This window comes from Sphingomonas sp. Marseille-Q8236 (genome assembly GCF_965112005.1).
The window spans coordinates 1,534,870-1,559,330 of record NZ_CBCOPO010000001.1 but is presented as its reverse complement, the minus strand read 5'-3'; the positions used below and the strand labels follow the sequence as shown (position 1 = coordinate 1,559,330).

The 24,461-nt window shown below is 65.8% G+C and carries 15 protein-coding genes; 9 read left to right on the top strand and 6 right to left on the bottom strand.

Features of this window, described 5'->3' with window-relative positions; genetic code table 11:
* The first annotated feature begins 227 nt into the window (after positions 1-227).
* Both ACWPWT_RS07405 and ACWPWT_RS07400 read left to right on the top strand, forming a co-directional pair.
* Positions 228-1,061 carry a hypothetical protein gene (locus ACWPWT_RS07405; RefSeq protein ID WP_454279162.1) on the top strand — a complete coding sequence of 278 codons (834 nt, stop codon included), beginning with the start codon at positions 228-230 and terminating at the stop codon, positions 1,059-1,061.
* Between the two features lie 5 nt (positions 1,062-1,066).
* A complete protein-coding gene (locus tag ACWPWT_RS07400) occupies positions 1,067-1,225 on the top strand; it encodes a hypothetical protein (protein WP_454279161.1) in 159 nt (52 codons plus the stop codon).
* Positions 1,226-1,536: 311 nt separating this feature from the next.
* On the opposite strand, the gene ACWPWT_RS07395 is transcribed toward ACWPWT_RS07400, so the two are convergent.
* From ACWPWT_RS07395 to rpoB, 3 genes are all read right to left on the bottom strand, one after another.
* Positions 1,537-1,716 carry a hypothetical protein gene (locus ACWPWT_RS07395; RefSeq protein WP_454279160.1) on the bottom strand — a complete coding sequence of 60 codons (180 nt, stop codon included), beginning with the start codon at positions 1,714-1,716 and terminating at the stop codon, positions 1,537-1,539.
* Between the two features lie 268 nt (positions 1,717-1,984).
* Complete coding sequence (gene rpoC, locus ACWPWT_RS07390; protein ID WP_454279159.1) at positions 1,985-6,271, bottom strand: DNA-directed RNA polymerase subunit beta'; 4,287 nt, start codon at positions 6,269-6,271, stop codon at positions 1,985-1,987.
* Positions 6,272-6,357: 86 nt separating this feature from the next.
* Positions 6,358-10,536: a DNA-directed RNA polymerase subunit beta gene (rpoB, locus tag ACWPWT_RS07385; RefSeq protein WP_454279158.1), complete on the bottom strand. Its 4,179-nt coding sequence runs from the start codon at positions 10,534-10,536 to the stop codon at positions 6,358-6,360.
* A gap of 407 nt (positions 10,537-10,943) precedes the next feature.
* On the opposite strand from rpoB, the gene ACWPWT_RS07380 reads away from it, so the two are divergent.
* Entirely contained in the window at positions 10,944-12,170 is a 1,227-nt protein-coding gene (locus ACWPWT_RS07380) for a hypothetical protein (protein WP_454279157.1), read from the top strand.
* 45 nt (positions 12,171-12,215) lie between these two features.
* Here ACWPWT_RS07380 and ACWPWT_RS07375 read toward each other — a convergent pair whose 3' ends face one another.
* Complete coding sequence (locus ACWPWT_RS07375) at positions 12,216-12,989, bottom strand: metallophosphoesterase family protein (protein WP_454279156.1); 774 nt, start codon at positions 12,987-12,989, stop codon at positions 12,216-12,218.
* Positions 12,990-13,017: 28 nt separating this feature from the next.
* Positions 13,018-14,106: a catalase family protein gene (locus ACWPWT_RS07370; protein WP_454279155.1), complete on the bottom strand. Its 1,089-nt coding sequence runs from the start codon at positions 14,104-14,106 to the stop codon at positions 13,018-13,020.
* Between the two features lie 147 nt (positions 14,107-14,253).
* Here ACWPWT_RS07370 and ACWPWT_RS07365 point away from each other — a divergent pair, with 147 nt between their 5' ends.
* The 5 genes from ACWPWT_RS07365 (at position 14,254) to ACWPWT_RS07345 (ending at position 19,901) form a co-directional block, all read left to right on the top strand.
* Positions 14,254-15,282 (top strand): quinone-dependent dihydroorotate dehydrogenase, encoded by a 1,029-nt coding sequence (locus ACWPWT_RS07365; protein WP_454279154.1) that lies wholly within the window; start codon positions 14,254-14,256, stop codon positions 15,280-15,282.
* Between the two features lie 46 nt (positions 15,283-15,328).
* Entirely contained in the window at positions 15,329-17,095 is a 1,767-nt protein-coding gene (gene ggt / locus ACWPWT_RS07360) for a gamma-glutamyltransferase (RefSeq protein ID WP_454279153.1), read from the top strand.
* A 70-nt stretch (positions 17,096-17,165) separates the two neighbouring features.
* The gene (locus ACWPWT_RS07355; RefSeq protein WP_454279152.1) at positions 17,166-18,953 is read left to right on the top strand and encodes an AMP-dependent synthetase/ligase; all 1,788 of its coding nucleotides are present in this window, start codon (positions 17,166-17,168) and stop codon (positions 18,951-18,953) included.
* Between the two features lie 75 nt (positions 18,954-19,028).
* The gene (locus ACWPWT_RS07350) at positions 19,029-19,265 is read left to right on the top strand and encodes a helix-turn-helix transcriptional regulator (protein ID WP_387433825.1); all 237 of its coding nucleotides are present in this window, start codon (positions 19,029-19,031) and stop codon (positions 19,263-19,265) included.
* A 150-nt stretch (positions 19,266-19,415) separates the two neighbouring features.
* Positions 19,416-19,901 (top strand): hypothetical protein, encoded by a 486-nt coding sequence (locus tag ACWPWT_RS07345; RefSeq protein ID WP_454279151.1) that lies wholly within the window; start codon positions 19,416-19,418, stop codon positions 19,899-19,901.
* A 227-nt stretch (positions 19,902-20,128) separates the two neighbouring features.
* Here ACWPWT_RS07345 and ACWPWT_RS07340 read toward each other — a convergent pair whose 3' ends face one another.
* Positions 20,129-21,652 carry a fumarate hydratase gene (locus tag ACWPWT_RS07340; RefSeq protein ID WP_454279150.1) on the bottom strand — a complete coding sequence of 508 codons (1,524 nt, stop codon included), beginning with the start codon at positions 21,650-21,652 and terminating at the stop codon, positions 20,129-20,131.
* A 132-nt stretch (positions 21,653-21,784) separates the two neighbouring features.
* On the opposite strand from ACWPWT_RS07340, the gene ACWPWT_RS07335 reads away from it, so the two are divergent.
* On the top strand, positions 21,785-24,436 hold the full coding sequence (locus ACWPWT_RS07335) for a putative bifunctional diguanylate cyclase/phosphodiesterase (RefSeq protein WP_454279149.1): 2,652 nt from the start codon (positions 21,785-21,787) through the stop codon (positions 24,434-24,436).
* Positions 24,437-24,461: the final 25 nt, after the last annotated feature.

Below are 24,461 nucleotides of genomic sequence, written 5' to 3'. Positions count from 1 at the left end.
ATCCATGCCGGTCGCCTATGGGTCCGGATCGTCCCTGTCGAGCCCACTGATCGCCCCCTGGGCGCCCGTTTGGACGAGGCCGTATCGTAACCCCATGGTTTTGCGAAAAGCCTTGCCATCGAAAAAATCACGTCAAGAATAGGCTCAGCATCTCTCCGAGGGACTGCCCCCTGTCCACGCCATGCCTCGCTTCCGCCATGTTGCCCCGCTCACTCCGTTGGCTGACGATGGCGAGCGCGCCGTGGCTGATCGCATCGTCCGCGACCCGCTATGATTGGTCGACGGCCGACCTGTCCTATCTCGATGGCTCGCCCTATCGTGCCGAAGCCGCACCGTCGCAGGCCCTGTGTCGAAAGCTGATCGACCGCGAACCCGCGGCATCCGAACGGCCGAGCGTGGCGCAGGCGACGGCGCTGAAGGACTGCGACAGCGAGGCCCTGCTCTACGGTATCGGGCGACCGGCCGATCCGATGGCGGCACGGCAGTGCGCCATGCTGGAACGTGACAGAGGGAGCGATAAGCCCGATCCCTATTTCACCGGTCCCGGCATTCTGGCGGTCGCCTATGCCAATGGCTGGGGCGGCCCGCGTGACATTGAGCGGGCGATCCACATGGCCTGCGGAATCGACGACGCGCCCGCCGCGACACAGGATCGGATCGCAAATCTGTCCAGGCTGTCCAACGCGTCGGGTGCCAAGCCCTTCGACATTTGCGCCGACGCCAGCAGTGGCGCGAGCGGTGGCCTCTGCGCTTCGCATGATGCGCGGCTGCAGGACCAGAGCCGGGCCCGCACCATCGCAATATGGCACCGCTCCTGGTCGGGGTCTCGCCGCACCGCATTCGATCGGGCTTATGCCAGCATGGCCGACTATGCCCGGACGGCCCATGACCTCGATTGCTTCAGGGGCACGGCGGCGGCGGAGTGCATGATCCGCGGCACCCAGAAGGACCTTGATCGCTTCCTCGCCAAGGCCGGTGCCCTGCTCGGCCGCCCCCCCCTCCACCCGTGCCTCCCATCGAGGCGCGAGCCAACGCCGCCACGGCTGCCGATTGGTGGGTGAAGCAAGTGGCCGAACTCGATAAGGACGACCGCCCGGACTTTCAGGACAACGGTCGCAAGACGGTTGCTGCCCGCGCCCGATTCGAACGCGATCTGCTCGCCTTTGCCGCAACCATCCCCGGCACAACGCCCCATCAGACGCGCCAGTTGTTCTCGAACCCGTAGGATCGGGGCAGCGACTCGCTTCCGACACCGGCCGGCAGCGGTGGACCGTCACGCCATGGTCTCTTGCAAGAGGTCTCTTCGAAAGCGACCGCCTATTCCCTGACACGCCTCACCGGCCAAGGCAGGTATCCGGTTTGGCGTCGACCAGCGCTCCAAACCAAATTCCCGGCGTTCGCCGAGTGGGAAGAAGGGTGCAAACGTCGCCCTAGCGACCATAGCCACCCATCTCGCCAAAAGGGGGGTGTCCAGGCAAGCCAAGGCGACGATCCTGACACTGACGCCCCGCTCAAGACCCCGAAATCTCGGAAGATTTACTCCGCCGCCTCGATCACGGCCGTCGTGTCTGGTTGGCTGTCCACGCGGTCCAGATAATGGTTGGCGATGATATAATGGGCTCGAACCGCTGCCGGATGGGTCGCTTTCTGGGCCAGTTCGAGTTCGGTTTCGGCACGCTGGTAGAAATAGTCTTCGTCAATCTCGGGGGACGTCATTTCAGGTCTCCGGGACCCGTCGGCGTGCCAATAACCCGCGCACCTCCGGGATCTTCTCCAATATTTGTATATGGTTGGAAGGGTGTTTCGGTTCCCATTCCGGAGCTTTCCACACCCTCCATTCGGCGCAAATCCGCCATTTTCGTCGCAATGCGTCATGCCCGCCCGACCCGATCGGTGTCTTTATCAAAGGATAAAGCGTCGCCCATAAAAAACCGCCGCCCGGTTTCCCGGACGGCGGCCTTTCGTTTTCAATCCGTTAGCCGGATCAGTCGTTCAGATACTCACCGGCATCCGCATCGGTGCCGTGACCCGAAGGCGCGACCTCTGCCAGCGGATCGTTGCCGGTGCCGACGTCTTCACGCGGCGAACGAGCATTTTCCGCTGCCCGCTGCTCGGCGGCGCTGACCGGTGCGATGATCGCCTCCGCCAACTTGCGCTGCTGCGCGCGGAGCGCGGCATCGCGGCTGGAGGCCGCCACACGCAGGCGGTTCATGCCCGCACCGGTACCCGCCGGGATCAGGCGGCCGACGATGACATTCTCCTTCAGGCCCATCAGCGTGTCCTGCTTGCCCTGGACCGCCGCCTCGGTGAGGACGCGGGTGGTCTCCTGGAACGACGCCGCCGAGATGAAGCTGCGGGTCTGCAGCGACGCCTTGGTGATGCCGAGCAGGACGGGCTTGCCCTGCGCACGGACCTGGTTCGCGTCGAGCTTGTCGTTGATCGCGTCCATTTCTTCGCGATCGACCTGCTCGCCCTTCAGCAGCGTGGTGTCGCCGCCGTCGGTGATCTCGACCTTCTGCAGCATCTGACGAACGATCGTCTCGATGTGCTTGTCGTTGATCTTCACGCCCTGGAGACGGTAAACTTCCTGGATTTCGCTGACCAGATATTCGGCCAGCGGCTCCACGCCCATCGTTTCCAGAATGTCGTGCGGATCGGGCGAGCCGCCGATCAGGTTGTCGCCACGCTTGACGTAGTCGCCTTCCTGAACGTCGATCACCTTCGACTTGGGCACCAGATACTCGACGACCTCGCCGCCATCCTCGGGCTGGATGCCGATCTTGCGCTTCGCCTTATAGTCCTTGCCGAACACGACACGGCCCGAGACCTTGGCGATGATCGCCGAGTCCTTGGGAACGCGTGCCTCGAACAGCTCGGCTACGCGCGGCAGACCGCCGGTGATGTCGCGGGTCTTGGCCGACTCGCGGGCCACACGGGCCAGAACGTCACCACCCTGCACCTGCGCACCGTCCTCGACCGAGAGCGTCGCACCCGGCGCCAGCATGTAGCGGCCGGCCTCGCCCGAATTGTCGTCGAGCAGGGTCATGCGCGGACGCAGATCCTCCTTCGACTTGGTCGAGGCGCGGTACTCGGTGACGACGCGCTGGGCGATACCCGTGGCTTCGTCGACCTGCTCGGTCAGGGTCTTGCCCTCGATGAGGTCCTGGAACTTCACCGTACCGGGGTTTTCCGTGATCACCGGCATGGTGAACGGATCCCACTCGGCCATGCGGTCGCCCTTCGACACGATGTGGCCATCGTCGAACAGGACGTACGCACCGTAGGGGATACGGTCGACCGACAGCTCACGGCCGTCCATGTCGACGATCGCGATCTCGCCCGAACGGCTCAGCACCACGCGGCGGCCACGCTGGTCGACGATCAGGCGCAGGTCGCGGAACTGGACGACACCGTCCACCGCCGCTTCCAGGTTCGACTGCTCGTTCAGCTGCGCCGCGCCACCGATGTGGAAGGTACGCATGGTCAGCTGCGTACCCGGCTCACCGATCGACTGCGCCGCGATGACGCCGACCGCTTCGCCGATGTTCACCGGCGTACCGCGGGCGAGGTCACGGCCATAGCACTTGCCGCAGACACCAACCTTCGATTCGCAGACCAGCGGGCTGCGGATCTTGACCGACTGGGTGTTCGCCGCCTCGATCTTGGCCACCATCGGCTCGTCGAGCAGGACGCCCGATGCGATGATGACTTCGCCGGTCTTGGCGTTGACGATGTCCTCGGCCGTGGTGCGGCCCAGGATACGTTCGCCGAGCGACGCGATGGTCGAGCCGCCCTGCACGATCGCCTTCATCTCGAGGGCGCGGGTCGTGCCGCAATCCTCTTCGATGATGACGCAGTCCTGCGACACGTCGACCAGACGGCGGGTCAGGTAACCCGAGTTCGCCGTCTTCAGTGCCGTATCGGCCAGGCCCTTACGCGCGCCGTGGGTCGAGTTGAAGTATTCAAGAACGGTCAGACCTTCCTTGAAGTTCGAGATGATCGGCGTTTCGATGATCTCGCCCGACGGCTTGGCCATCAGGCCGCGCATACCCGCCAGCTGCTTGATCTGCGCGGGGCTACCACGCGCACCCGAGTGGGCCATCATGTAGATCGAGTTGATCGGCTTCTCGCGGCCCTCCATCGGACCGTCCTCGTAATGCCGGACCGCCTTGATCTCGTTCATCATCGAGTTCGCGACCTGGTCGCCGCAACGGCTCCAGGCGTCGATCACCTTGTTGTACTTCTCCTGCTGCGTGATCAGGCCGTCCTGATACTGCTGCTCGAAGTCCTTCACCTGCTCGCGCGTCTCATCGACCAGACGATCCTTGTCCGGCGCGATGATCATGTCGTCCTTGCCGAACGAGATGCCGGCGCGGAACGCGTGACGGAAGCCCAGCGCCATGATCGCGTCGGCGAACAGCACGGTCTCCTTCTGGCCGGTGTGACGATACACCTCGTCGATCACCTCGCCGACGTCCTTCTTGGTCAGGACGCGGTTGACGATGTCGAAGGGCACCTTGTGGCTCTTGGGCAGGCACTCACCCAGCAGCATGCGACCCGGCGTGGTCTCATAGCGCTTGAGATACTGGTTGCCCTGTTCATCGGTCTGCGGAACGCGGCTGATGATCTTGGTGTGCAGCGTGACGGCACCGGCGAAGAGGGCCTGATGGACCTCTTCCATGTCCGCCAGCATCATGCCCTCGCCCGGTTCCTTCTGCTTTTCGAGCGAGAGGTAATACAGGCCCAGCACCATGTCCTGCGACGGCACGATGATCGGCTTGCCGTTGGCGGGCGACAGGATGTTGTTGGTCGACATCATCAGGACGCGCGCTTCCAGCTGCGCTTCGAGCGACAGCGGGACGTGCACGGCCATCTGGTCGCCGTCGAAGTCCGCGTTGAACGCCGAGCAGACCAGCGGGTGAAGCTGGATCGCCTTGCCCTCGATCAGCACCGGCTCGAACGCCTGGATGCCCAGACGGTGAAGCGTCGGCGCGCGGTTCAGCATGACCGGGTGCTCGCGGATCACCTCGTCCAGGATGTCCCAGACTTCCTTGCGCTCCTTCTCGACCCACTTCTTGGCCTGCTTCAGGGTCATCGACAGACCCTTGGCGTCCAGACGGGCGTAGATGAACGGCTTGAACAGCTCGAGCGCCATCTTCTTGGGCAGGCCGCACTGGTGCAGCTTCAGTTCCGGGCCGGTCACGATGACCGAACGGCCCGAATAGTCGACGCGCTTGCCGAGCAGGTTCTGACGGAAGCGGCCCTGCTTGCCCTTCAGCATGTCGGACAGCGACTTCAGCGGACGCTTGTTGGCGCCCGTGATCGTGCGGCCGCGACGGCCGTTGTCGAACAGCGCGTCGACCGCTTCCTGCAACATGCGCTTTTCGTTGCGGACGATGATGTCCGGCGCACGCAGCTCCATCAGGCGCTTCAGGCGGTTATTGCGGTTGATGACGCGGCGATACAGATCGTTCAGATCCGAGGTCGCAAAACGACCGCCGTCCAGCGGCACCAGCGGGCGCAGCTCGGGCGGGATGACCGGGATCACTTCCAGGATCATCCATTCGGGACGGTTGCCCGATTCGATGAAGCTCTCGACGACCTTCAGGCGCTTGATGATCTTCTTGGGCTTCAGCTCCGACTTGGTCGTCGCCAGCTCTTCCAGAAGCTGCACGCGCTCGCCCTCGAGGTCGAGGCTCTCGAGCATGATGCGGACCGCCTCGGCGCCGATCCCGGCCGAGAAGGCGTCCTCGCCATATTCATCCTGCGCGTCGAGCAGTTCGTCCTCGGTGAGAAGCTGATACTTCTCCAGCGGGGTCAGGCCCGGCTCGATGACGATATAGGCTTCGAAGTACAGCACGCGTTCGAGCTGCTTGAGCTGCATGTCGAGCAGCAGGCCGATGCGGCTCGGCAGCGACTTCAGGAACCAGATGTGCGCGACGGGGGCGGCCAGTTCGATATGGCCCATCCGCTCGCGGCGGACCTTCGACACCGTGACTTCGACACCGCACTTTTCGCAGACGATGCCCTTGTACTTCATGCGCTTGTACTTGCCGCACAAGCATTCGTAATCCTTGATCGGACCGAAGATGCGCGCGCAGAACAGGCCGTCACGTTCCGGCTTGAACGTGCGGTAGTTGATCGTCTCGGGCTTCTTGATCTCGCCGAACGACCAGGAGCGGATCTTGTCGGGCGACGCGATACCGATCTGAATCTGGTCGAAGGTTTCCGGCTTGGCCACCGGATTGGCGAAGTTGGTCAGTTCGTTCATTTTGCTTTCCTCACAGGGAGGGAAAATTCATCGGGCGAGCGAGAAAGGCGCCGGTGAGGCTGATCGCCCCACCGGCTTCACCTGTCTTACTCCGCCGCCTCGGCCAGACCGTCGTCCTGCGCCTCTTCCATCGACTTGAGGTCGACGTTGAGACCCAGCGAGCGCATTTCCTTGACCAGCACGTTGAAGCTCTCCGGAATGCCCGCCTCGAAGGTGTCGTCGCCCTTGACGATCGCTTCGTAGACCTTGGTGCGGCCGACCACGTCGTCCGACTTCACCGTCAGCATTTCCTGGAGCGTGTACGCCGCGCCATAAGCTTGCAGCGCCCACACTTCCATCTCACCGAAGCGCTGGCCACCGAACTGCGCCTTACCACCCAGCGGCTGCTGGGTGACGAGCGAGTACGGCCCGATCGAACGCGCGTGGATCTTGTCGTCGACCAGGTGGTGGAGCTTCAGCATGTAGATGATGCCCACAGTCACCTTGCGGTCGAACTGATCGCCGGTGCGCCCGTCGAACAGGTCCGACTGGCCCGAGGTGTGCAGACCCGCCAGCTCCAGCATCTCCGACACGTCGCTCTCGCGCGCGCCGTCGAACACCGGGGTCCCCATCGGCACGCCGGTGCGGATGTTCTGGACCAGCTCGGCCACTTCCTCGTCGTCACGCGCCTGGATGTCCTCGGCATAGTGATCGCCGTAGATCTCCACGAGCCGCGACTTCACCGCTTCCGGCACCGCGCCTGGCTTGGCGTCGGGGTTGGCTTCGCGCCAATCCTCGAGCTGCGCCGCGACCTGCATACCCAGGTTGCGCGCCGCCCAGCCGAGATGCGTCTCGAAGATCTGACCGACGTTCATGCGCGACGGCACGCCCAGCGGGTTGAGCACGAGATCGACCGGCGTACCGTCCGCGAGGAAGGGCATATCCTCCTGCGGCAGGATCCGGCTGATGACGCCCTTGTTGCCGTGACGGCCGGCCATCTTGTCGCCCGGCTGCAGCTTGCGCTTCACCGCGACGAAGACCTTGACCATCTTCAGCACGCCCGGCGGCAGCTCGTCACCACGCTCCAGCTTGTCGCGGCGGTCATGGAACTTGTCCGTGATCCGCTTGGCGGCTTCGTCATACTGGGCCTTGACCGCTTCCAGATCGCTCTGGCGCGCGTCGTCGGCGACGGCGAACTTCCACCATTCGTGACGATCGACCGATTCCAGCACCTCGGCATCAATGACGATGCCCTTCTTCACGCCCTTGGGCGCGGCGGTGGCGGTCTGGTCGAGCAGCATCTCGCGCAGGCGGCTCCAGGTCGCCCGGTTGAGGATCGTGCGCTCGTCGTCGGCGTCCTTCTTCAGACGCTCGATCTCCTCGCGCTCGATCGCCATCGCGCGCTCGTCCTTGTCGATGCCGTGACGATTGAAGACGCGCACGTCGACGATCGTACCGGCCACGCCCGGCGGCAGACGCAGCGAGGTGTCGCGCACGTCGCTGGCCTTTTCGCCGAAGATCGCGCGGAGGAGCTTTTCTTCCGGCGTCATCGGCGATTCGCCCTTCGGCGTGATCTTGCCGACCAGGATGTCGCCCGGCTCTACCTCGGCCCCGACATAGACGATGCCCGCCTCGTCGAGGTTGCGCAGCGCCTCTTCACCCACGTTCGGAATGTCGCGAGTGATGTCTTCCGGCCCGAGCTTGGTGTCGCGCGCCATGACTTCGAACTCGTCGATATGGATCGACGTGAACACGTCGTCCTTCACGATCCGCTCGGAGATGAGGATCGAGTCCTCATAATTGTAGCCGTTCCAGGGCATGAACGCGACGAGCGCGTTGCGGCCCAGCGCCAGTTCGCCGAACTCGGTCGAGGGGCCGTCGGCGATCACGTCGCCCGCCTTCACGACGTCGCCCACCTTCACCAGCGGACGCTGGTTGATGCAGGTCGACTGGTTCGAACGCTGGAACTTCATCAGCGTGTAGATGTCGACGCCCGACTTGCCCGCATCGACCTCACCGGTCGCGCGCACCACGATACGCGACGCATCGACCTGGTCGACGATACCGGCGCGCTTCGCCGCAATCGCCGCGCCCGAGTCGCGGGCCACGGTCTCTTCCATGCCGGTGCCGACGAAGGGCGCTTCCGCCTTCACCAGCGGCACGGCCTGACGCTGCATGTTCGAGCCCATGAGCGCGCGGTTGGCGTCGTCGTTTTCCAGGAACGGAATGAGCGAGGCGGCGACCGAGACGAGCTGCTTGGGGCTGACGTCCATCAGCGTGATCTGATCGGGCAGCGCCATCAGGAACTCGCCCGCCTGACGCGCCGAGACCAGATCCTCGGTGAAGCGGTTGTCCGCATCCGTCGCAGCCGAAGCCTGTGCAACGGTGTGCTTCTGCTCCTCCATCGCCGACAGGTACACGACCTCGTCGGTCACCTTGCCGTCGATCACCTTGCGGTACGGCGTCTCGATGAAGCCATATTTGTTGACGCGGGCGAAGGTCGACAGCGAGTTGATCAGACCGATGTTCGGGCCTTCCGGCGTTTCGATCGGGCAGATGCGGCCATAGTGCGTCGGGTGAACGTCGCGAACTTCGAAGCCCGCACGCTCACGCGTCAGACCGCCCGGCCCGAGGGCCGAGACGCGACGCTTGTGCGTCACTTCGGAGAGCGGGTTGGTCTGATCCATGAACTGCGACAGCTGCGACGAACCGAAGAACTCGCGCACCGCAGCGACCGCGGGCTTGGCGTTGATCAGGTCGTTCGGCATGACGGTCGAGACGTCGACCGACGACATGCGCTCCTTGACCGCACGCTCCATGCGCAGCAGGCCGACGCGATACTGGTTCTCCAGCAGCTCGCCCACCGAACGCACGCGGCGGTTGCCAAGATTGTCGATGTCGTCGATCTCGCCCTTGCCGTCCTTCAGATCGACCAGCGTCTTGACGACCGAGAGAATATCCTCGGTGCGCAGCGTGGTGACCGTATCCGGGCAGTCGAGGTCGAGGCGCATGTTCAGCTTGACGCGACCCACGGCCGACAGGTCGTAGCGGTCGGGATCGAAGAACAGGCCGGAGAACAGCGCTTCCGCCGTTTCCAGCGTCGGCGGCTCGCCGGGGCGCATGACGCGGTAGATGTCCGACAGCGCCTGCTCGCGCTCTTCGGCCTTGTCGGCCTTCAGCGTGTTGCGGATCCAGGGACCGGTCGCGACATGGTCGATGTCGAGCAGCTCGATCGTGTCGACGCCCGCCTTGTCCAACGCTTCGAGGTTCTCGGCGCTGATCTCGTCACCGGCTTCGACGTAGATTTCGCCGGTCTGCTCGTTGATCAGGTCATAGGCCGAATAGCGGCCGAAGATTTCCTCGGTCGGGATCAGCAGCTGCGACAGGCCGTCCTTGGCCGCCTTGTTGGCGGCGCGGGGCGAAATCTTCTGACCGGCCGGGAACACGACCTCGCCCGAGTTCGCATCGACGATGTCGAACATCGGCTTGGCGCCGCGCCAGTTTTCGGCCTGGAACGGGATCTTCCAGCCGCCGTCGCCGCGAACGAAGGTCAGGCGGTTGTAGAAATAGTTGAGGATCTCTTCCGAGTTCATGCCCAGCGCATAGAGCAGCGCCGTCACCGGCAGCTTGCGCTTGCGGTCGATACGGACGTTGACGATGTCCTTGGCGTCGAACTCGAAGTCCAGCCACGAGCCGCGATACGGGATCACGCGCGCGGCGAACAGATACTTGCCCGAAGCATGGGTCTTGCCGCGGTCATGATCGAACAGCACGCCCGGCGAACGATGCATCTGGCTGACGATGACGCGCTCGGTACCATTGATGAAGAAGGTCCCGTTCTCCGTCATCAGGGGCATGTCGCCCATGTAGACGTCCTGCTCCTTGATATCGATGACCGACTTGGCTTCGGTGTCGGGATCGACCTCGAACGCGGTCAAGCGCAGGGTGACGCGCATCGGCGCGGCATAGGTGATGCCCCGCTGGCGGCATTCCTCGACGTCGAACTTCGGATCCTCGAGGACGTAATCATCGAAGTCGAGATAGGCGGTGCCGGCGAAATCCTGGATCGGGAAGACGCTGCGCAGCGTCTTTTCCAGCCCCGAGACATGGCCCGTGGACTTGTCCGAGCGCAGGAACTGCTCGTAGCTTTCGCGCTGAACCTCGATCAGGTTCGGCATCTGCACCACTTCGTGGATGTCGCCGAATACCTTGCGGATACGCCGCTTGGCGGTGCCGCCATCGCCCTTGCGCGGGGCGGAGCCGCTGTCGATCGCCTTGGTTGCCATGGGTCTGTCTGCCTCGTCAGCCATAAATCACTGCCCGGATGCCTCCGGACCAGACGCAACGACAGACGCCGAAAGGCCGCTCGCAAATATATGCGGCGGCATCCGGCGTCCGTTGAACCAGCAATCCTCCATTCGACCGACACGCTGCGCGAAGGCGCATCATTTCCCGAAGATTGTGGTGAGTGACCGCGATATAGGAGCGATACCCCCCGGTGTCAAACCCGCCACGCACCCGCGCGGGGAAAGTTCCCGGAAAGCGCGCTATCAGGGCGGCTCTGCCATATATTGGCCGCATATCGCGGTACACAAGGGCTTGCATCCGCCGGTCTCACCGGGCACGGCTTAGCGGTCGGGCCGGTGGCCCGAACGGCCGGTGAAGACTATAGTTACCACGAGGAATGCCTTTCATGACATCGTCCGGGCCGCGTCGCATCGCGCGCCTCCTTGCCCTGACGCTGGCGCCGGTGCTCGCTCCGATGCTGGCCGCGCCCGCCCTCGCCCAGACCGCGCCCCAGGATGGCGACGCCGCCGCCCGCCCCTCCACCAATGGGCTGGACGGGTTCAGCCTGAGCCCGCGCACCACCACCCCGTCGAGCACCCAGACGCCGGTGCCGACGCCGCCCACGCCACGCCTTGTCCTGCCGAGCCAGGCCACGCCGGAGCCGACCCCGACCCCGCGCGCCACGCCGACGCCGCGCCCCACGCCACGCGCCACCCCGGCTCCAGCGCCCAGCCCGACCCCGGTCGAGGCGCCGACGCCCGCCCCTTCGCCGGAGCCGCCCGCGACCCGCTTGCCCGACCCCGAAACGCCGATTGGCGTTCAACCCGATCCGGGCGCGGAGGGGATGACGATCACCAATGGCCAGACGGCCAATCCCGCGATCGTCGCCCCCGGCACCGCCGCGCCGGAGGCGGGCGAGCCCGAGCGTGACCTTCCCTTCTGGCCGCTGCTGATCGGTACGGGGCTGGCCGCGCTGGCCATCGGCCTGTGGCTGGGCCGCCGCAGCCGTCGTCCCCAAGCCCTGCCCGCACCGACGATCGCCCCCGCCACGCCGCCCGCCGATCGCCCGGCCGAATCCGCCGCGCCCCGCGCGCCACAACCTGCCGCGCAGCCGGTCCCGGCCCAGCCCGCCGCCCCGCCGCTGCCGCCCGAACCCAGCTTCCTGTCGGTCGAGGCACGCCCGTTGCGCGTCGGACTGAACATGCTGACCGCGACGATCGAGGCGGAGGTGACGGTGCGCAACACCGGCGCGACGCCGATCGGGCGGGGCGCGGTCGATCTGCGGCTGCTCAGCGCGCATGCCGGGCTCGACGCCCAGTTGATCGAACTCGCGCGTCAGCCGCAGGGCCGCCCGATCGTGCCGCCCTTCGTCCTGGCCGCTGGCGAAAGCCGCACGGTGCGCGGCGTCACCGCCCTGCCGCGCGAGGCGATCCATGTGATCGATGCCGCCGGACGCCCGATGTTCGTGCCCATCTTGGCCGCCGCCGCGCATACCGACTGGGGCGTATCGCGCTGCGCCTATGCGGTCGGGCTGGAGCGGACCGATTCATCCAAGCTGTCGCCGATCTGGCTGGATCAGCCGGGGCGGATGTACGATCAGGTCGCCGCCAGGCCGCATGTCATGAAGGGGTGAAGCCGGGGTCGAGGCGTCAGCTTCGACCTGCGCGGCGCCTTTGGATCAACCCGCCCGCATATCCTCGGTAATGACGTGCGGCGCGGTCTCGCCGAAGCGACGGACCAGCGTCTCGAAACCCTGACCCTCGATACGGATTTCGTTGAAGGCGGGCGGCGTCTTGCGCGTTCGCTTGGACAGGGTGCCCGCGCCGATCATCCGGATGATCCAGCCATGGCGGTCCACCGGCACGTCGAACGGGTCGTGGACATGCCCCGACAGCACCGCATGCGCGCCTGCCGCCGCCAATTGCGTCAATGCCTCGTCGCCATTGCGGGTCTTGGCGGTCCCCTTGGTGCCGCCCTCGATCAAGGGGTGATGCGCGGCGACCAGGATCAGATGATCCTTGGGCGCCTGTTCGATCAGCGCGAGCGCGCGGCGAAGCGAGCCGAGGCTGACCCGCCCTTTCGACCAGTTCCACCGCCACTGCGCCCGCGCCGTGGTCTTGAGCGGCACCACCGTCACGCCCGGCAGGTCGAGCGGCTTCTCGATCATCCGCTCGACCGCCGCATAGCGCTGATAGGGCGCGAAGAACCGGCGGAACGGGTCCCAATAATAGGGGATGTCGTGATTGCCGACCTCGACCGTCACCGGCACGCCCAGCGATTGCAGCCACTCGCCCCCCGCCTGGAATTCGCGCTTGGTCGCCCGCATCGTCAGGTCGCCGGTCATGATGACCGCATCGGGCTTTTCCGCCGCCACCCGTTCGGCGAACCAGGCGAGGGCGGCGGGGTCTTCGGCACCGAAATGCACGTCGCTGACATGAAACAGGCGGATCATGCCGCGCGTCCTAGCCTTTGCGCGCGCATCACGGCAACTCGGCCAGTTCGCGCGGCTCGTGCATCGGACAGCCATTCACCCGGCCGCGATACTCGGCCGAGAAGCGATACGTATCCTTGCGCGCACGGTTGATATTGCCCAGCGGCCGGTGCGCCGCCAGTCCGTGCCAGATGCTGTAGGACAGCGCATCGTCGATCGCATTGGTCTCACCGTCGCGCCAGCTGATCTGCGGGGCGGCGGTGAAGGTCGCGACGGTGACATAGGGGCTGTCGTCTTCGCTCCACTCGGCGGTCGCATCCTCGATCGGCATGGCGTCGAGATCGCGATTGAGCTGGACGCGCAACTCCCACTGGCCGCCTTGCTCGATCATCACCTCGCGCACCACTTCACGCAGCGCATCGGGGCGGTCCTGCGTGTCGACCGTATCGCCGGTCAGCTGGGTCAAGGCGGGGCTGATCGGGAAGAGTGCGAACTTGGCGATATGATCGCCGTACCGGAACGGCGTCTGGCTGTAATAGGTCTCGCCCAGCGGATGGACCTGCTTGGCCCCGCCCAGCGTCTTGAGCGTCGCGCTTTCGATCCCGACCGTCTCCAGCGTCGCCTCGACCCCGCGCAGGATGCCCGACAGCAGCTTCTTGCCGCCCTCGAACTTGTCGGTGGTGGAAGCGAGCATCTTCAGATTCTTGGCAAAGGCATCCGCGGTCGGCGCGGTGAAGACCGGTGCGTTGGCCATTACGAAATCCTGGGTCGCATCGCCTTCTGAGCCGGGCAGCCGCTCGCCCTCGACCCCGATCACCTTCAGCGCCAGTCCGCGCGACAGGCCGATCGCATCGTCCAATATGTCGCCCGGATTGGTCGAGATGCGCGCCACCGCGTCATACTCGCCGGGCGTCGCGAACAGCCCCTGCGCCAGTTCGGCGGGGAGAGTCGCGTGGACCTTCAGCTTGCCCCGGATGATGCCATGCGCCTTGGCATGGACCGCGCGAACGCCGTGGCCATAGTCCTTTGAGGTGGTGTCGAGGATATGTTCGAACGACTGTTTCATCTGGTCGACGGTTTCGCCCTCTTCGGGCTTCACGTCTTCGACCTGGGGGGTGAATGGGACGGGGGTCTTCATCGGGGCTCTCCCTGCAAGCCTCCTCCAACCCATGTTGCCCGATAGCGTTCCTTGCGGGGAATGGGACGTGCTCGTCGCCAAAGCCCCCGCGCCGGGGAGTAAAGCGCGATCTTCCCCCCGCCCCGACGATCCGCTAACCGGGCCGACATGGCCTTTTATCACCCGCTCCTCTTCGCCCTCGATGCCGAGCGCGCCCATGGTCTGACGGTTTCGATGCTGTCGCGCTGGGGGTCGCTGGGCGCACCGATGGGGACCGATCCGGCGCGCTATCCCCTGCTGGCGACCCAGGTGGCGGGGATCGACTTCGCCAATCCACTGGGGTTGGCGGCGGGCGTCGACAAGAATGGCGAGGCGATCGATGGCTTTTTCGGCCTGGGCTTCGGCATGGTCGAGATCGGCACGCTGACCCCCAAGCCCCAGCCCGGAAACCCGAAACCCCGTCTGTTCCGGCTGGTCGAGGATAAGGCCGTCGTCAACCGCTACGGCTTCAACAATGGCGGGCTGGACGCCGGGCTGGCGCGTGCCAAGGCGGCGAAGCGCAAGGGCGTGCTGGGCATCAATGTCGGTGCGAACAAGGATGCCGCCGATCGTATCGCGGACTATCGGCACGGCGTGACCCAGGCCGCGCCGATCGCGGACTATGTGACGATCAACATCTCCAGCCCCAACACGCCGGGCCTGCGCGACCTGCAACACGGGCCCGCACTGGCGGAGCTGCTGGCGGCGTCGCGCACGGCGGCGGGCTCCGTGCCGCTGTTCCTCAAGGTCGCGCCCGACCTCGATCCCGGCCAGATCGACGAGATCGCCCGCGCCGCGATAGATCACCGGCTGGATGCGATCATCATCGGCAATACGACCATCACCCGCCCCGATGTGACGATCGCCAACGCGGCCGAAACCGGCGGCTTGTCGGGCCGCCCCCTCGCCCCGCTCGCCCGCGCGCGACTGGCCGATTTCCGCAAGGCGACCGGGGCTGCGATGACGCTGATCGCGGCGGGGGGCATCGATAGCGGGGCAGAGGCCTATGCCCGCATCAGGGCGGGGGCGAGCCTGGTGCAGCTCTATTCGGCCTTGGTCTATGAAGGCCCCGGCCTTGCGGCCCGCGTGCTGGCCGATCTCGACGCCCTTCTCGCCCGTGACGGCTTTGCGAGCGTGGCGGAGGCGGTCGGCGCCTGACGTTACGGCTTGGCGGCGGCCGATCCTTGCCGCTAGGATCGGCGGCATGAAGCACTGGCTCCTTTCCGTGGCGGCGCTCGCGCTGGCCCCCGCCGCCATCCTGAACGCCGCGCCGGTCGAGGCCCGAAAGCCCGCCCCCAAAGCCCCGACGACCGGCATGGTCAGCGCCGCCGACCCGCGCGCCGCCGCCGCCGGGGTCGAGATTCTGCGGGCCGGGGGGACCGCCACTGACGCGGCGATCGCCACCATGCTGGCGCTCAACGTGGTCGAGCCGCAAAGTTCCGGCATAGGCGGCGGCAGCTATTGGGTCCGCCATGCCGCGAAGGATGGGCGGATCGACAGCATCGATGCGCGCGAAACCGCGCCGATGGCCGCCACCCCCGATTGGTTCTACGGCCCAGACGGTCGCCCGCTATCCCATGCCGAGGCGGTTCCCGGCGGCCGCAGCGTCGGCGTGCCCGGCGCGCTGCGCGGCATGGCGCTGGCCCATGCCCAAGGCGGCAAGCTGCCCTGGGCACGGCTGTTTCAGCCCGCGATCCGGCTGGCGCGCCAGGGCTTTGCGCTGACCCCGCGCCTCCAGACCGCGCTCACCCGCTATGGCGCACATGTCGATGCCCCCACCCGTGCCCGGCTGACCGGGCCGGACGGACAGGTGCTGCCGCTGGGCAGCATCATCCGCAACCCCGAACAGGCCGCGCTGTTGGAGCGGATCGCCAGGCTGGGGCCCGACAGCTTCTATGTCGGACCGCAGGCGCAGAAGCTGGTCACGACCGTCAACACCGCCCAGCGCAACCCGTCGAAGATGACGACGGGCGACCTGGCCTCCTATGTGGCCAAGCCCCGCCCGCCGCTTTGCGCGACCTATCGCGGCTATCGCATTTGCAGCATGGCCCCGTCCTCGGGCGGCGGGTCGACCATGTTGTCGATCCTGAAGCTCCTCGAACGCTTCGACATGGCCAAGCTGGGCAAGGATTCGCCAGAAGCCTGGCATCTGTTCGCCGAGGCCTCGCGCCTCGCCTATGCCGATCGCGACATGTATCTGGGCGATCCCGATTATGTTCGGGTGCCGCTGAAGGGGTTGTTCGACCCTGCCTATATCGCCGACCGCTCCGCGCTGATTGAGCCCGACCGGACCATGGCGTCGGTCTCGCCCGGCACGCCCCCCGGCGCGCCGCCACGCGTGCGAGCGCCGGTCAGCGAGGTGCCCGGCACCACCGACCTCGTCACGGTGGACGCCGCGGGCAATGTCGTCGAGGTGACGACCACCATCGAGGGCTCGTTCGGATCGGGCCTGTCGGTCGACGGCACCATGCTCAACAATGAGCTGACCGATTTCGACATCGTGCCGGTCAAGGACGGCGATCTGGTCGCCAACCGGGTCGAGGGCGGCAAGCGCCCGCGCAGTTCCATGTCGCCGACCATCGTCTATGGTCCCGACGGCAAGGTCCGGCTGGCGATCGGTGCGGCGGGCGGCTCCACCATCATCGCGCAGGTCGCCAAGGCGATCATCGGCGTCATCGACTGGAAGCTGAGCGCGCAGGATGCGATCGCGCAGGGGTTACTCTTCGCGCCGTACAAGGTCGCCACGGTCGAGCGCGGCACCTCGCTGGAAGCGCTCGTCCCCGGTCTGCAGGCGCTGGGGGAGACGGTGACGGTCGCCCCGCTGGGCCTGAAGGCCAATGCGATCGAGCGCGTCGGCAGCCGCTGGGTCGGCGCCGCCGATCCGCGCAGCGAGGGGGTGGCGATCGACGTGACCGGTCGAACCACCGTCATCCAAAGGGTCGGCGACAAGCCGGGCCGCCCGGCCGAGTAAGCGCCACGCAAGCAAACAAAGAGCCCGATCGCGCGTTGGAAACGGCGATACGGGCCGGTGGGAGAGTCATATGCGAACGCTCGAATATTTCCCCAATCTCGTCAGCATGTTCTTCACCCGCGCCGCGGAGAAGGGCGATGCGCCCTTCCTCTGGCGCAAGGAAGCGGGCGAATGGCGCGCGATCAGCTGGGCCGAGGCGGCGCGGCAGGTGGCGAGCCTGTCGGCGGCCCTGCGCGCCACCGGCTTGCAGCGCGGTGACCGGGTGATGCTGGTATCCGAGAACCGCCCCGAATGGTGCATCGCCGACCTCGCCGTCATGGCCGCGGGCTGCGTCACCGTCCCGACCTACACGACCAATACCGAGCGCGATCATACGCACATCATCGAGAATTCGGGCGCGCGCGCGATCATCGTCTCGACCCAGAAGCTGGCGACGACGCTGATGCCCGCCGCTTTGCGCTCCAACCACGTCCAGACGGTGATCGGCATCGAGGCGCTCAGGCTGGGACCGAGCCAGATCGAATGCCATCAATATGACGCGATGATCGCCAAGCATCCGGCCGATCCGCAGCAGGTCGCCGCACAGGCCGATTTCACCCGCGAGGATCTGGCCTGCATCATCTACACTTCGGGCACCGGTGGCGCGCCGCGCGGGGTGATGCAGCATCATGGCGCCATCCTGCACAATTGCGCCGGATGCAGCACGATCATCGCCGAGGATTTCGGCTGGGACGACGAGGTGTTCCTGTCCTTCCTCCCCCTCTCCCACGCCTATGAGCACACCGGGGGCCAGCATTTCCCCATCGCGCTGGGCGGGCAGATCTATTACGCTGAGGGCCTCGACAAGCTCGCCGCCAATATCGAGGAGGTCCGCCCGACGATCATGTTCGTCGTGCCCCGCCTGTTCGAGGTGCTGCACACCCGCATCGCCAAGGCGATCGAGAAGAAGGGCGGGCTGGGCGCACGGCTGCTCGACCAAGCGCTGACGCTGGGCGCGCGCAGCTATAACGGCCGCTTGCGGCTGATCGATCGTCCCGCGCAGGCCGCTGTCGCCACGCTGTTCAAGCCCAAGATCGCCAAGCGCTTCGGAGGCCGGTTGAAGGCGATGGTCTCGGGCGGCGCGCCGCTCAACCCGGAGATCGGGCTGTTCTTCCACTCGATCGGCCTCACTTTGCTGCAAGGCTATGGCCAGACCGAGGCCGCCCCCGTCATCGCCTGCAACCGACCGCGCGCGGGGGTGCGGATGGAGACGGTCGGGCCGCCGCTGGCGGATACCGAGGTGCGGATCGCCGAGGACGGCGAAATCCTGGTGCGCGGCGAGCTGGTCATGCATGGCTATTGGCGCAACCCGGTCGAAACCGATCGGGTGCTCACGGACGGCTGGCTCCACACCGGCGATATCGGCGAGTTCGACGATGTCGGGCGCCTGCGCATCACCGACCGCAAGAAGGACCTGATCATCAACGACAAGGGCGAGAATGTCGCCCCCCAAAAGGTCGAGGGAATGCTGACCCTCCAGCCCGAGATCGCGCAGGCGATGATCGCGGGCGACCGTCGGCCCTATATGGTGGCGCTGATCGTCCCCGATCCCGAATGGACGGCGGAGTGGTGCGCCAAGTCGGGCACCGGCTGCAACCGTGTGGCGCTGGACGATGACCTGGATTTCCGCGCAGCGATCTCGGCGGCGGTCGACCGGGTCAATCGCGACCTGTCGGTGACGGAGCGCATCCGCCGCTTCATCATCGCGCACGAGCCCTTCTCGATCGAGAACCAGCAGCTCACGCCGTCACTGAAGATCCGCCGCCATGTGCTGCGCGAGGTGTATGGGGAACGTTTGGACGCGCTCTACAAGAATTGATCCTCCCGCAAACGGGGAGGATCGAACTTCAAACGAATCGTTGTGTAAACACAACAAGTCATATAGCTTGCTCATATGCATAATCGCATCGCCCTGTTCCGCAACGACCGCAACGTGTCGCGGCGCGAGCTGGCGGAGGCGGTCGGCGTCAATCCGCAGACGATCGGCTATCTCGAACGCGGCGACTATAAGCCCAGCCTGGAACTCGGCCTGAAGATCGCTGCCTATTTCGACGCGCCGGTCGAGCTGGTCTTCTCCCTTGCCCCCTTCCCCTCGCTCACCGACGCGCTGCGCCGGGACGGAGACGCATGATGGGATATCGTTGGGCCGGCCGCCATGACGGACCGATGCCGCATCAATTCCGGGACTGGGCGACATGGGCGGTCGCGTTGCTGGTCATGGCCAGCGACCTGCGACGCTCGTCGAGTTTTGCATACCCTTTCCGGATCGGGAGGACATGACATGACTGGCTATCGTGACGGGTATGACATCAACAAATGGCATGCCAACGGAATGAAACGGCGACCGCGGCGTTACTGGGTGCGTTGGTTGCTGGCGGGATCGACGGTCAGTGCGGTGGGCGCAACCGCTCTGGCGCAGGGGGATCATCCACCAATATTTTTCCTGGTTCTGCCCGGCTTGTTCGCGTCCTACTCCCCCTTTGCTCGCGACACTTGGGCCACGGCACGAGGCCGCGCTGTCTATGACGAATTCGAACGAACCGCCCTGTTGACCGCAACGGCCCGCGCCTTTGCGACCTATATCGGCCTGATCACGGTTCTGCTGGGCTGGTTGGCGGCCGCATCCCAAATGGGCTGGCCGATGCCGATCCGGCCGATGCAATGGGTCGGCTGGCTGCTGGGCCTTCTCATCATCGGCGTCAGCCTGCCTGCGACGTTCGCCGAGTTCATGGTTCCGATGCCTGATACGGAAGACGAGATGCTGTGACCTAGCGGCTTTTCCGAACGGATCGATGCGATGGCGTCTGGGCGCAGGGGCGTTCGATCCGCCGCACGACCGCCTGATGCAGGGGTACGCAAACCTTGTTGCCGCTGGTGGCGATCGTCAATGCGATGCCGACAGCCCACATAAGTCGGTCGGTTCGGTGGCCACGAGACGAGAATCAAGCGGAGTGATGCCCGCCCGCCTTTGAAGGGCAGGGCGGGCGGCACCCATCACGCCGGGGTCAGCAGCCCTTCCTTGGCGATCTTGTCGCGCCATACCAGCGGGGCCAGCGTGTGGACGTTCTGGCCTTCGGAATCGACCGCGACGGTGACGGGGAAATTCTCCACGTCGAACTCGTAGATCGCCTCCATCCCCAGATCCTCGAAGCCGACGACCTTCGATCCCTTGATCGCGCGCGCGACCAGATAGGCCGCGCCGCCGACCGCCATAAGATAGGCGGACTGGTATTCGCGGATCGCGTCGGTCGCCGCCGGCCCACGCTCGGCCTTGCCGACCATCGCGAGCAGGCCCTGGTCGAGCATCATGCGGGTGAACTTGTCCATGCGGGTCGCGGTCGTCGGGCCTGCCGGGCCGACCACTTCCTCGCCGACCGGATCGACGGGTCCGACATAATAGATGACGCGGCCACGGAATTCGACCGGCAGTTCCTCACCGCGATCGAGCATGTCCTTGATCCGCTTGTGCGCGGCGTCGCGGCCGGTCAGCATCTTGCCGTTGAGGAGCAGCCGATCGCCATGCTTCCAGTTCTTCACCTCTTCGGCCGTCAGCGTGTCGAGGTCGACCCGCTTGGCGGTCTGCAGGTCGGGCTTCCAGTCGACCTTGGGCGATTCCTCCAGCTTGGGCGCTTCCAGATAGACCGGGCCGGAGCCGTCCAGCGTGAAATGCGCATGGCGCGTGGCCGCACAGTTCGGGATCATCGCGACGGGCTTGGACGCGGCGTGCGTCGGCCAGTCGAGGATCTTGACGTCGAGGATGGTGGACAGGCCACCCAACCCCTGCGCACCGATGCCCAGCGCATTGACCTTGTCGAACAGCTCGATGCGCAGCGCCTCGATATCATTACGCGGCCCACGCTCTTTGAGCTGGCCCATGTCGATCGCGCCCATCAGCGATTCCTTGGCGAGCAGCACCGCCTTTTCCGCCGTGCCGCCGATGCCGATGCCCAGCATGCCGGGCGGGCACCAGCCCGCGCCCATTTGCGGCACCATTTCCAGCACCCAGTCGACGATCGAGTCGGACGGGTTCATCATCTTGAACTTGGACTTGTTCTCCGACCCGCCGCCCTTGGCCGCGACATCGACCGTCACCTTGTTGCCCGGCACCATCTCGACATGGAGGACCGAGGGCGTGTTGTCCTTGGTATTGCGGCGCGTGAAGGCCGGGTCGGCGAGAATCGAGGCGCGCAGCTTGTTCTCCGGGTGGAGATAGGCGCGGCGCACGCCCTCATCGACGACCTCCTGCAACGACCGGTCGCCCGACAGGCGGCAATCCTGGCCCCATTTGACGAAGACGGTGACGATGCCGGTGTCCTGGCAGATGGGGCGATGCCCCTCGGCACACATGCGGCTGTTGGTCAGGATCTGCGCGATGGCATCCTTGGCCGCCGGGCTCTTCTCCGCCTCATAGGCTTTGCCCAGCGCGCGGATATAATCCATCGGGTGGTAATAGCTGATGAACTGGAGCGCGTCGGCCACGCTCTCGATCAGGTCGGTGTCGCGGATCAGGGTCGTCATGACCGGCCTTTTGCGCCAGCGGCGCGGCGCGCGCAACGCCAAGATGCACGCTCAGGCGACGACGACTTCAATCATTTTTAACACCACATATGGCACGAATGGACCCTGTTCCCCGGGGATCGCAAATCGCGCATGTCGTCCGACACCACCGACCGAATACCGTTTCTGGCCCTGATCGGTCTCGTCGAGGACAATGACGAGTTCCTGGTCGCTTTGCATCTCCATCGCCTGAAGTTGCTGTGCCGGACATGGCCGATGGCGATCGCGCAGAATCTGGCGGCGATCGGAGTGATTCTAGGGCTCAGCGCCCTGAACGATCCACATGCGATGCTGGTCGACAAGGCGGTGGCGTCCGGGCCGATCCTCTTGGTGGCGATGCTGATCGGGGCCATGCTCCATCATGGCATCTCGCGGCAGAAGCCGCTCTATCGGCTGAAGCAGAATCTTAGCCTGTCGAGTCTCATCCTCGCCCTGTCGACCGCGCCCCTGCTCTTCATCGTCGCGCATGCCCATCATGGCGCAAGCGGCTGGGGATCGACGATGGCCCTCGCCTGCGCGATCTGGGTGACCGCGGCGATGCTGAATCCGGTACGCGCGGCCTTGATCGGCTATTCCTTCGGCCTGGCGTTCCTGGCCCCGATCGCGGCGCTGGCCTGGGGCATCCCGGTCCTGCCCATCCTGGCCGGGGTCATACCGGCCATGCTGGTGCTGGTGCTGAAGGCGCGGTGCATGGGGCAGCTCGACTATGAAACCGCGCGCGCCCGTGCCCGCGAATTCGGCCAGGGGGTGCAGGCGGTCAAGATGATCGCCGAATTCGAGGAGCATGGCACCGGCTGGTTCTGGGAGACCGATCGGCGGGGGCGGCTGACCTATTTGTCGCAGAAGGTCGCCGACGATCTGGGTGCGTCGGGCATTGAGTCAAAGGGACGGATACTGACCGAGCTGTTCCAGATGGATCCCTCCGCGCCGGGCACCGAGCGGACGCTGTCGTTCCACATCGCCTCGCGCACCAGCTTTTCCGACTATACCGTCTGTGCGGTGGCCGATGGAGCGGTCACGGAACGCTGGTGGTCGATCTCCGGGCGCCCGATCATCGACAGCGTCGGGCGATTCCGTGGGTTCATCGGCTCGGGCTCCGACCTGACCGAGAAGCGCCGGTCGGAGGCAGAGATCACCCGCCTCGCGCTGTTCGACAGCCTGACCGGGCTGGCCAATCGACAGCGGATGAAGCTGTCGCTCGACAAGACGCTGAAACAATCGACCCATCCCTATCGCCCGACCGCGCTGTTCCTGATGGACCTCGACCGGTTCAAGGCGGTCAACGACACGCTCGGCCATCCGGCGGGCGATCTGCTGTTGCAACAGGTCGCGCGGCGACTGGAGCGGGTGGTCGGCGATGTCGGGCTGGTCGGGCGGCTGGGCGGCGACGAGTTCCAGATCCTGCTGCCCGGTATCGATGCGCGCGACCGACTGGCCTCGCTCGCCAATGAGATCATCGCGACGCTGTCGCACCCCTATGAAATCCAGGGCAATGAGGTGACGATCGGCTGTTCGATCGGCATCGCCATCGCCCCCCAGGACGGGGCGGATTCGCAGACGCTGATCCGCAACGCCGATCTCGGGCTGTATGCGGCCAAGGGCGACGGGCGCGGCGTCCACCGCTTCTACGCCGAGGCGATGCTGGAGGGCGCGCGCAGCCGCAAGCGGATGGAAGAAGACCTGCGCCTCGCCATCGCGCAGGGGCAGTTCCGCCTGGCCTATCAACCGGTGGTGTCGACGCGCGATTCCCAGGTCGTCGGCTATGAGGCGCTACTCCGCTGGAACCACCCGACCCAGGGAGAGATTTCGCCCGCGCAGTTTGTGCCGGTGGCCGAGGAATGCGGGCTGATCGAACAGATCGGCGAATGGGTGATGCGCACCGCCTGTACCGAGGCGGCAAGCTGGCCCCGTCCCGCGCGGGTGGCGGTCAACGTGTCGTCGATCCAGTTCGCCAAGCCGCATCTGCCCGCGCTCGTCGCACAGGCGCTGGCCCAGTCCGGCCTCGCCCCGTCGCGGCTGGAGCTGGAAATCACCGAGAGCGTCTTCCTGACCGACAATCAGGAATCGGAACGCCAGTTCGCCGCGCTCAAGGCGCTGGGCATTCGGCTGGCGCTCGACGATTTCGGGACGGGCTATTCCTCGCTCGGCTATCTGCGTCATGCGCCGTTCGACAAGATCAAGATCGACCAGTCCTTCGTGCGCGGCGCGATCCGTACCGGCAGCCGCAACGCCGCGATCATCCGCGCGATCGTGACGCTGGCCGATACGCTGGGCATGGAGACCACCGCCGAGGGGGTCGAGATCCAGGACGAGATCGAACTGATCCGCGATCTGGGGTGCAGCCATATCCAGGGCTATGTCTATGGCCGCCCCGGCGATTCGTCGGAGGTGCACCGGACGCTGGGCGAGCTGGATGGCCGGGCCGAGCCGGTCGGGCTCAAATCGCTCCGCCGCCCGCGTGTGAAGATCCTGCGCACCGCGCAGATCCAGTCGGGCAGCGCGATGATCGACGTACGCATCCGCGACCTGTCCAACACCGGCACGATGGTGGAGGGCCTGCCCCCCGCCTATATCGTCTGCGGCGCGGCGGTGGGTGTGCGCATCGGCGGGGAGAAATTCCTGCGCGGCTATATAAGGTGGGAGCGCGAGGGCCGCGTCGGCATCGCCTTCGCCGCGCCCTTGCCCGATGATCACCCCTGGCTGGAAACCGGCGAGGCCGAGGAACACCAGCGTCATATCGCCTGATACGCCCCGAACGTCGCGGGATAGG

Coding starts and splice junctions, on each gene's coding strand:
- ACWPWT_RS07405 (WP_454279162.1), top strand. CDS start 228: ATGGCGAGCGCGCCGTGGCTGATCGCATCGTCCGCGACCCGCTATGAT.
- ACWPWT_RS07345 (WP_454279151.1), top strand. CDS start 19,416: ATGACTGGCTATCGTGACGGGTATGACATCAACAAATGGCATGCCAAC.
- ACWPWT_RS07335 (WP_454279149.1), top strand. CDS start 21,785: ATGTCGTCCGACACCACCGACCGAATACCGTTTCTGGCCCTGATCGGT.
- ACWPWT_RS07395 (WP_454279160.1), bottom strand. CDS start 1,716: ATGACGTCCCCCGAGATTGACGAAGACTATTTCTACCAGCGTGCCGAA.
- ACWPWT_RS07380 (WP_454279157.1), top strand. CDS start 10,944: ATGACATCGTCCGGGCCGCGTCGCATCGCGCGCCTCCTTGCCCTGACG.
- ACWPWT_RS07375 (WP_454279156.1), bottom strand. CDS start 12,989: ATGATCCGCCTGTTTCATGTCAGCGACGTGCATTTCGGTGCCGAAGAC.
- ACWPWT_RS07370 (WP_454279155.1), bottom strand. CDS start 14,106: ATGAAGACCCCCGTCCCATTCACCCCCCAGGTCGAAGACGTGAAGCCC.
- ACWPWT_RS07340 (WP_454279150.1), bottom strand. CDS start 21,652: ATGACGACCCTGATCCGCGACACCGACCTGATCGAGAGCGTGGCCGAC.
- ACWPWT_RS07355 (WP_454279152.1), top strand. CDS start 17,166: ATGCGAACGCTCGAATATTTCCCCAATCTCGTCAGCATGTTCTTCACC.
- ACWPWT_RS07365 (WP_454279154.1), top strand. CDS start 14,254: ATGGCCTTTTATCACCCGCTCCTCTTCGCCCTCGATGCCGAGCGCGCC.
- ggt (WP_454279153.1), top strand. CDS start 15,329: ATGAAGCACTGGCTCCTTTCCGTGGCGGCGCTCGCGCTGGCCCCCGCC.
- ACWPWT_RS07350 (WP_387433825.1), top strand. CDS start 19,029: ATGCATAATCGCATCGCCCTGTTCCGCAACGACCGCAACGTGTCGCGG.
- rpoB (WP_454279158.1), bottom strand. CDS start 10,536: ATGGCAACCAAGGCGATCGACAGCGGCTCCGCCCCGCGCAAGGGCGAT.
- rpoC (WP_454279159.1), bottom strand. CDS start 6,271: ATGAACGAACTGACCAACTTCGCCAATCCGGTGGCCAAGCCGGAAACC.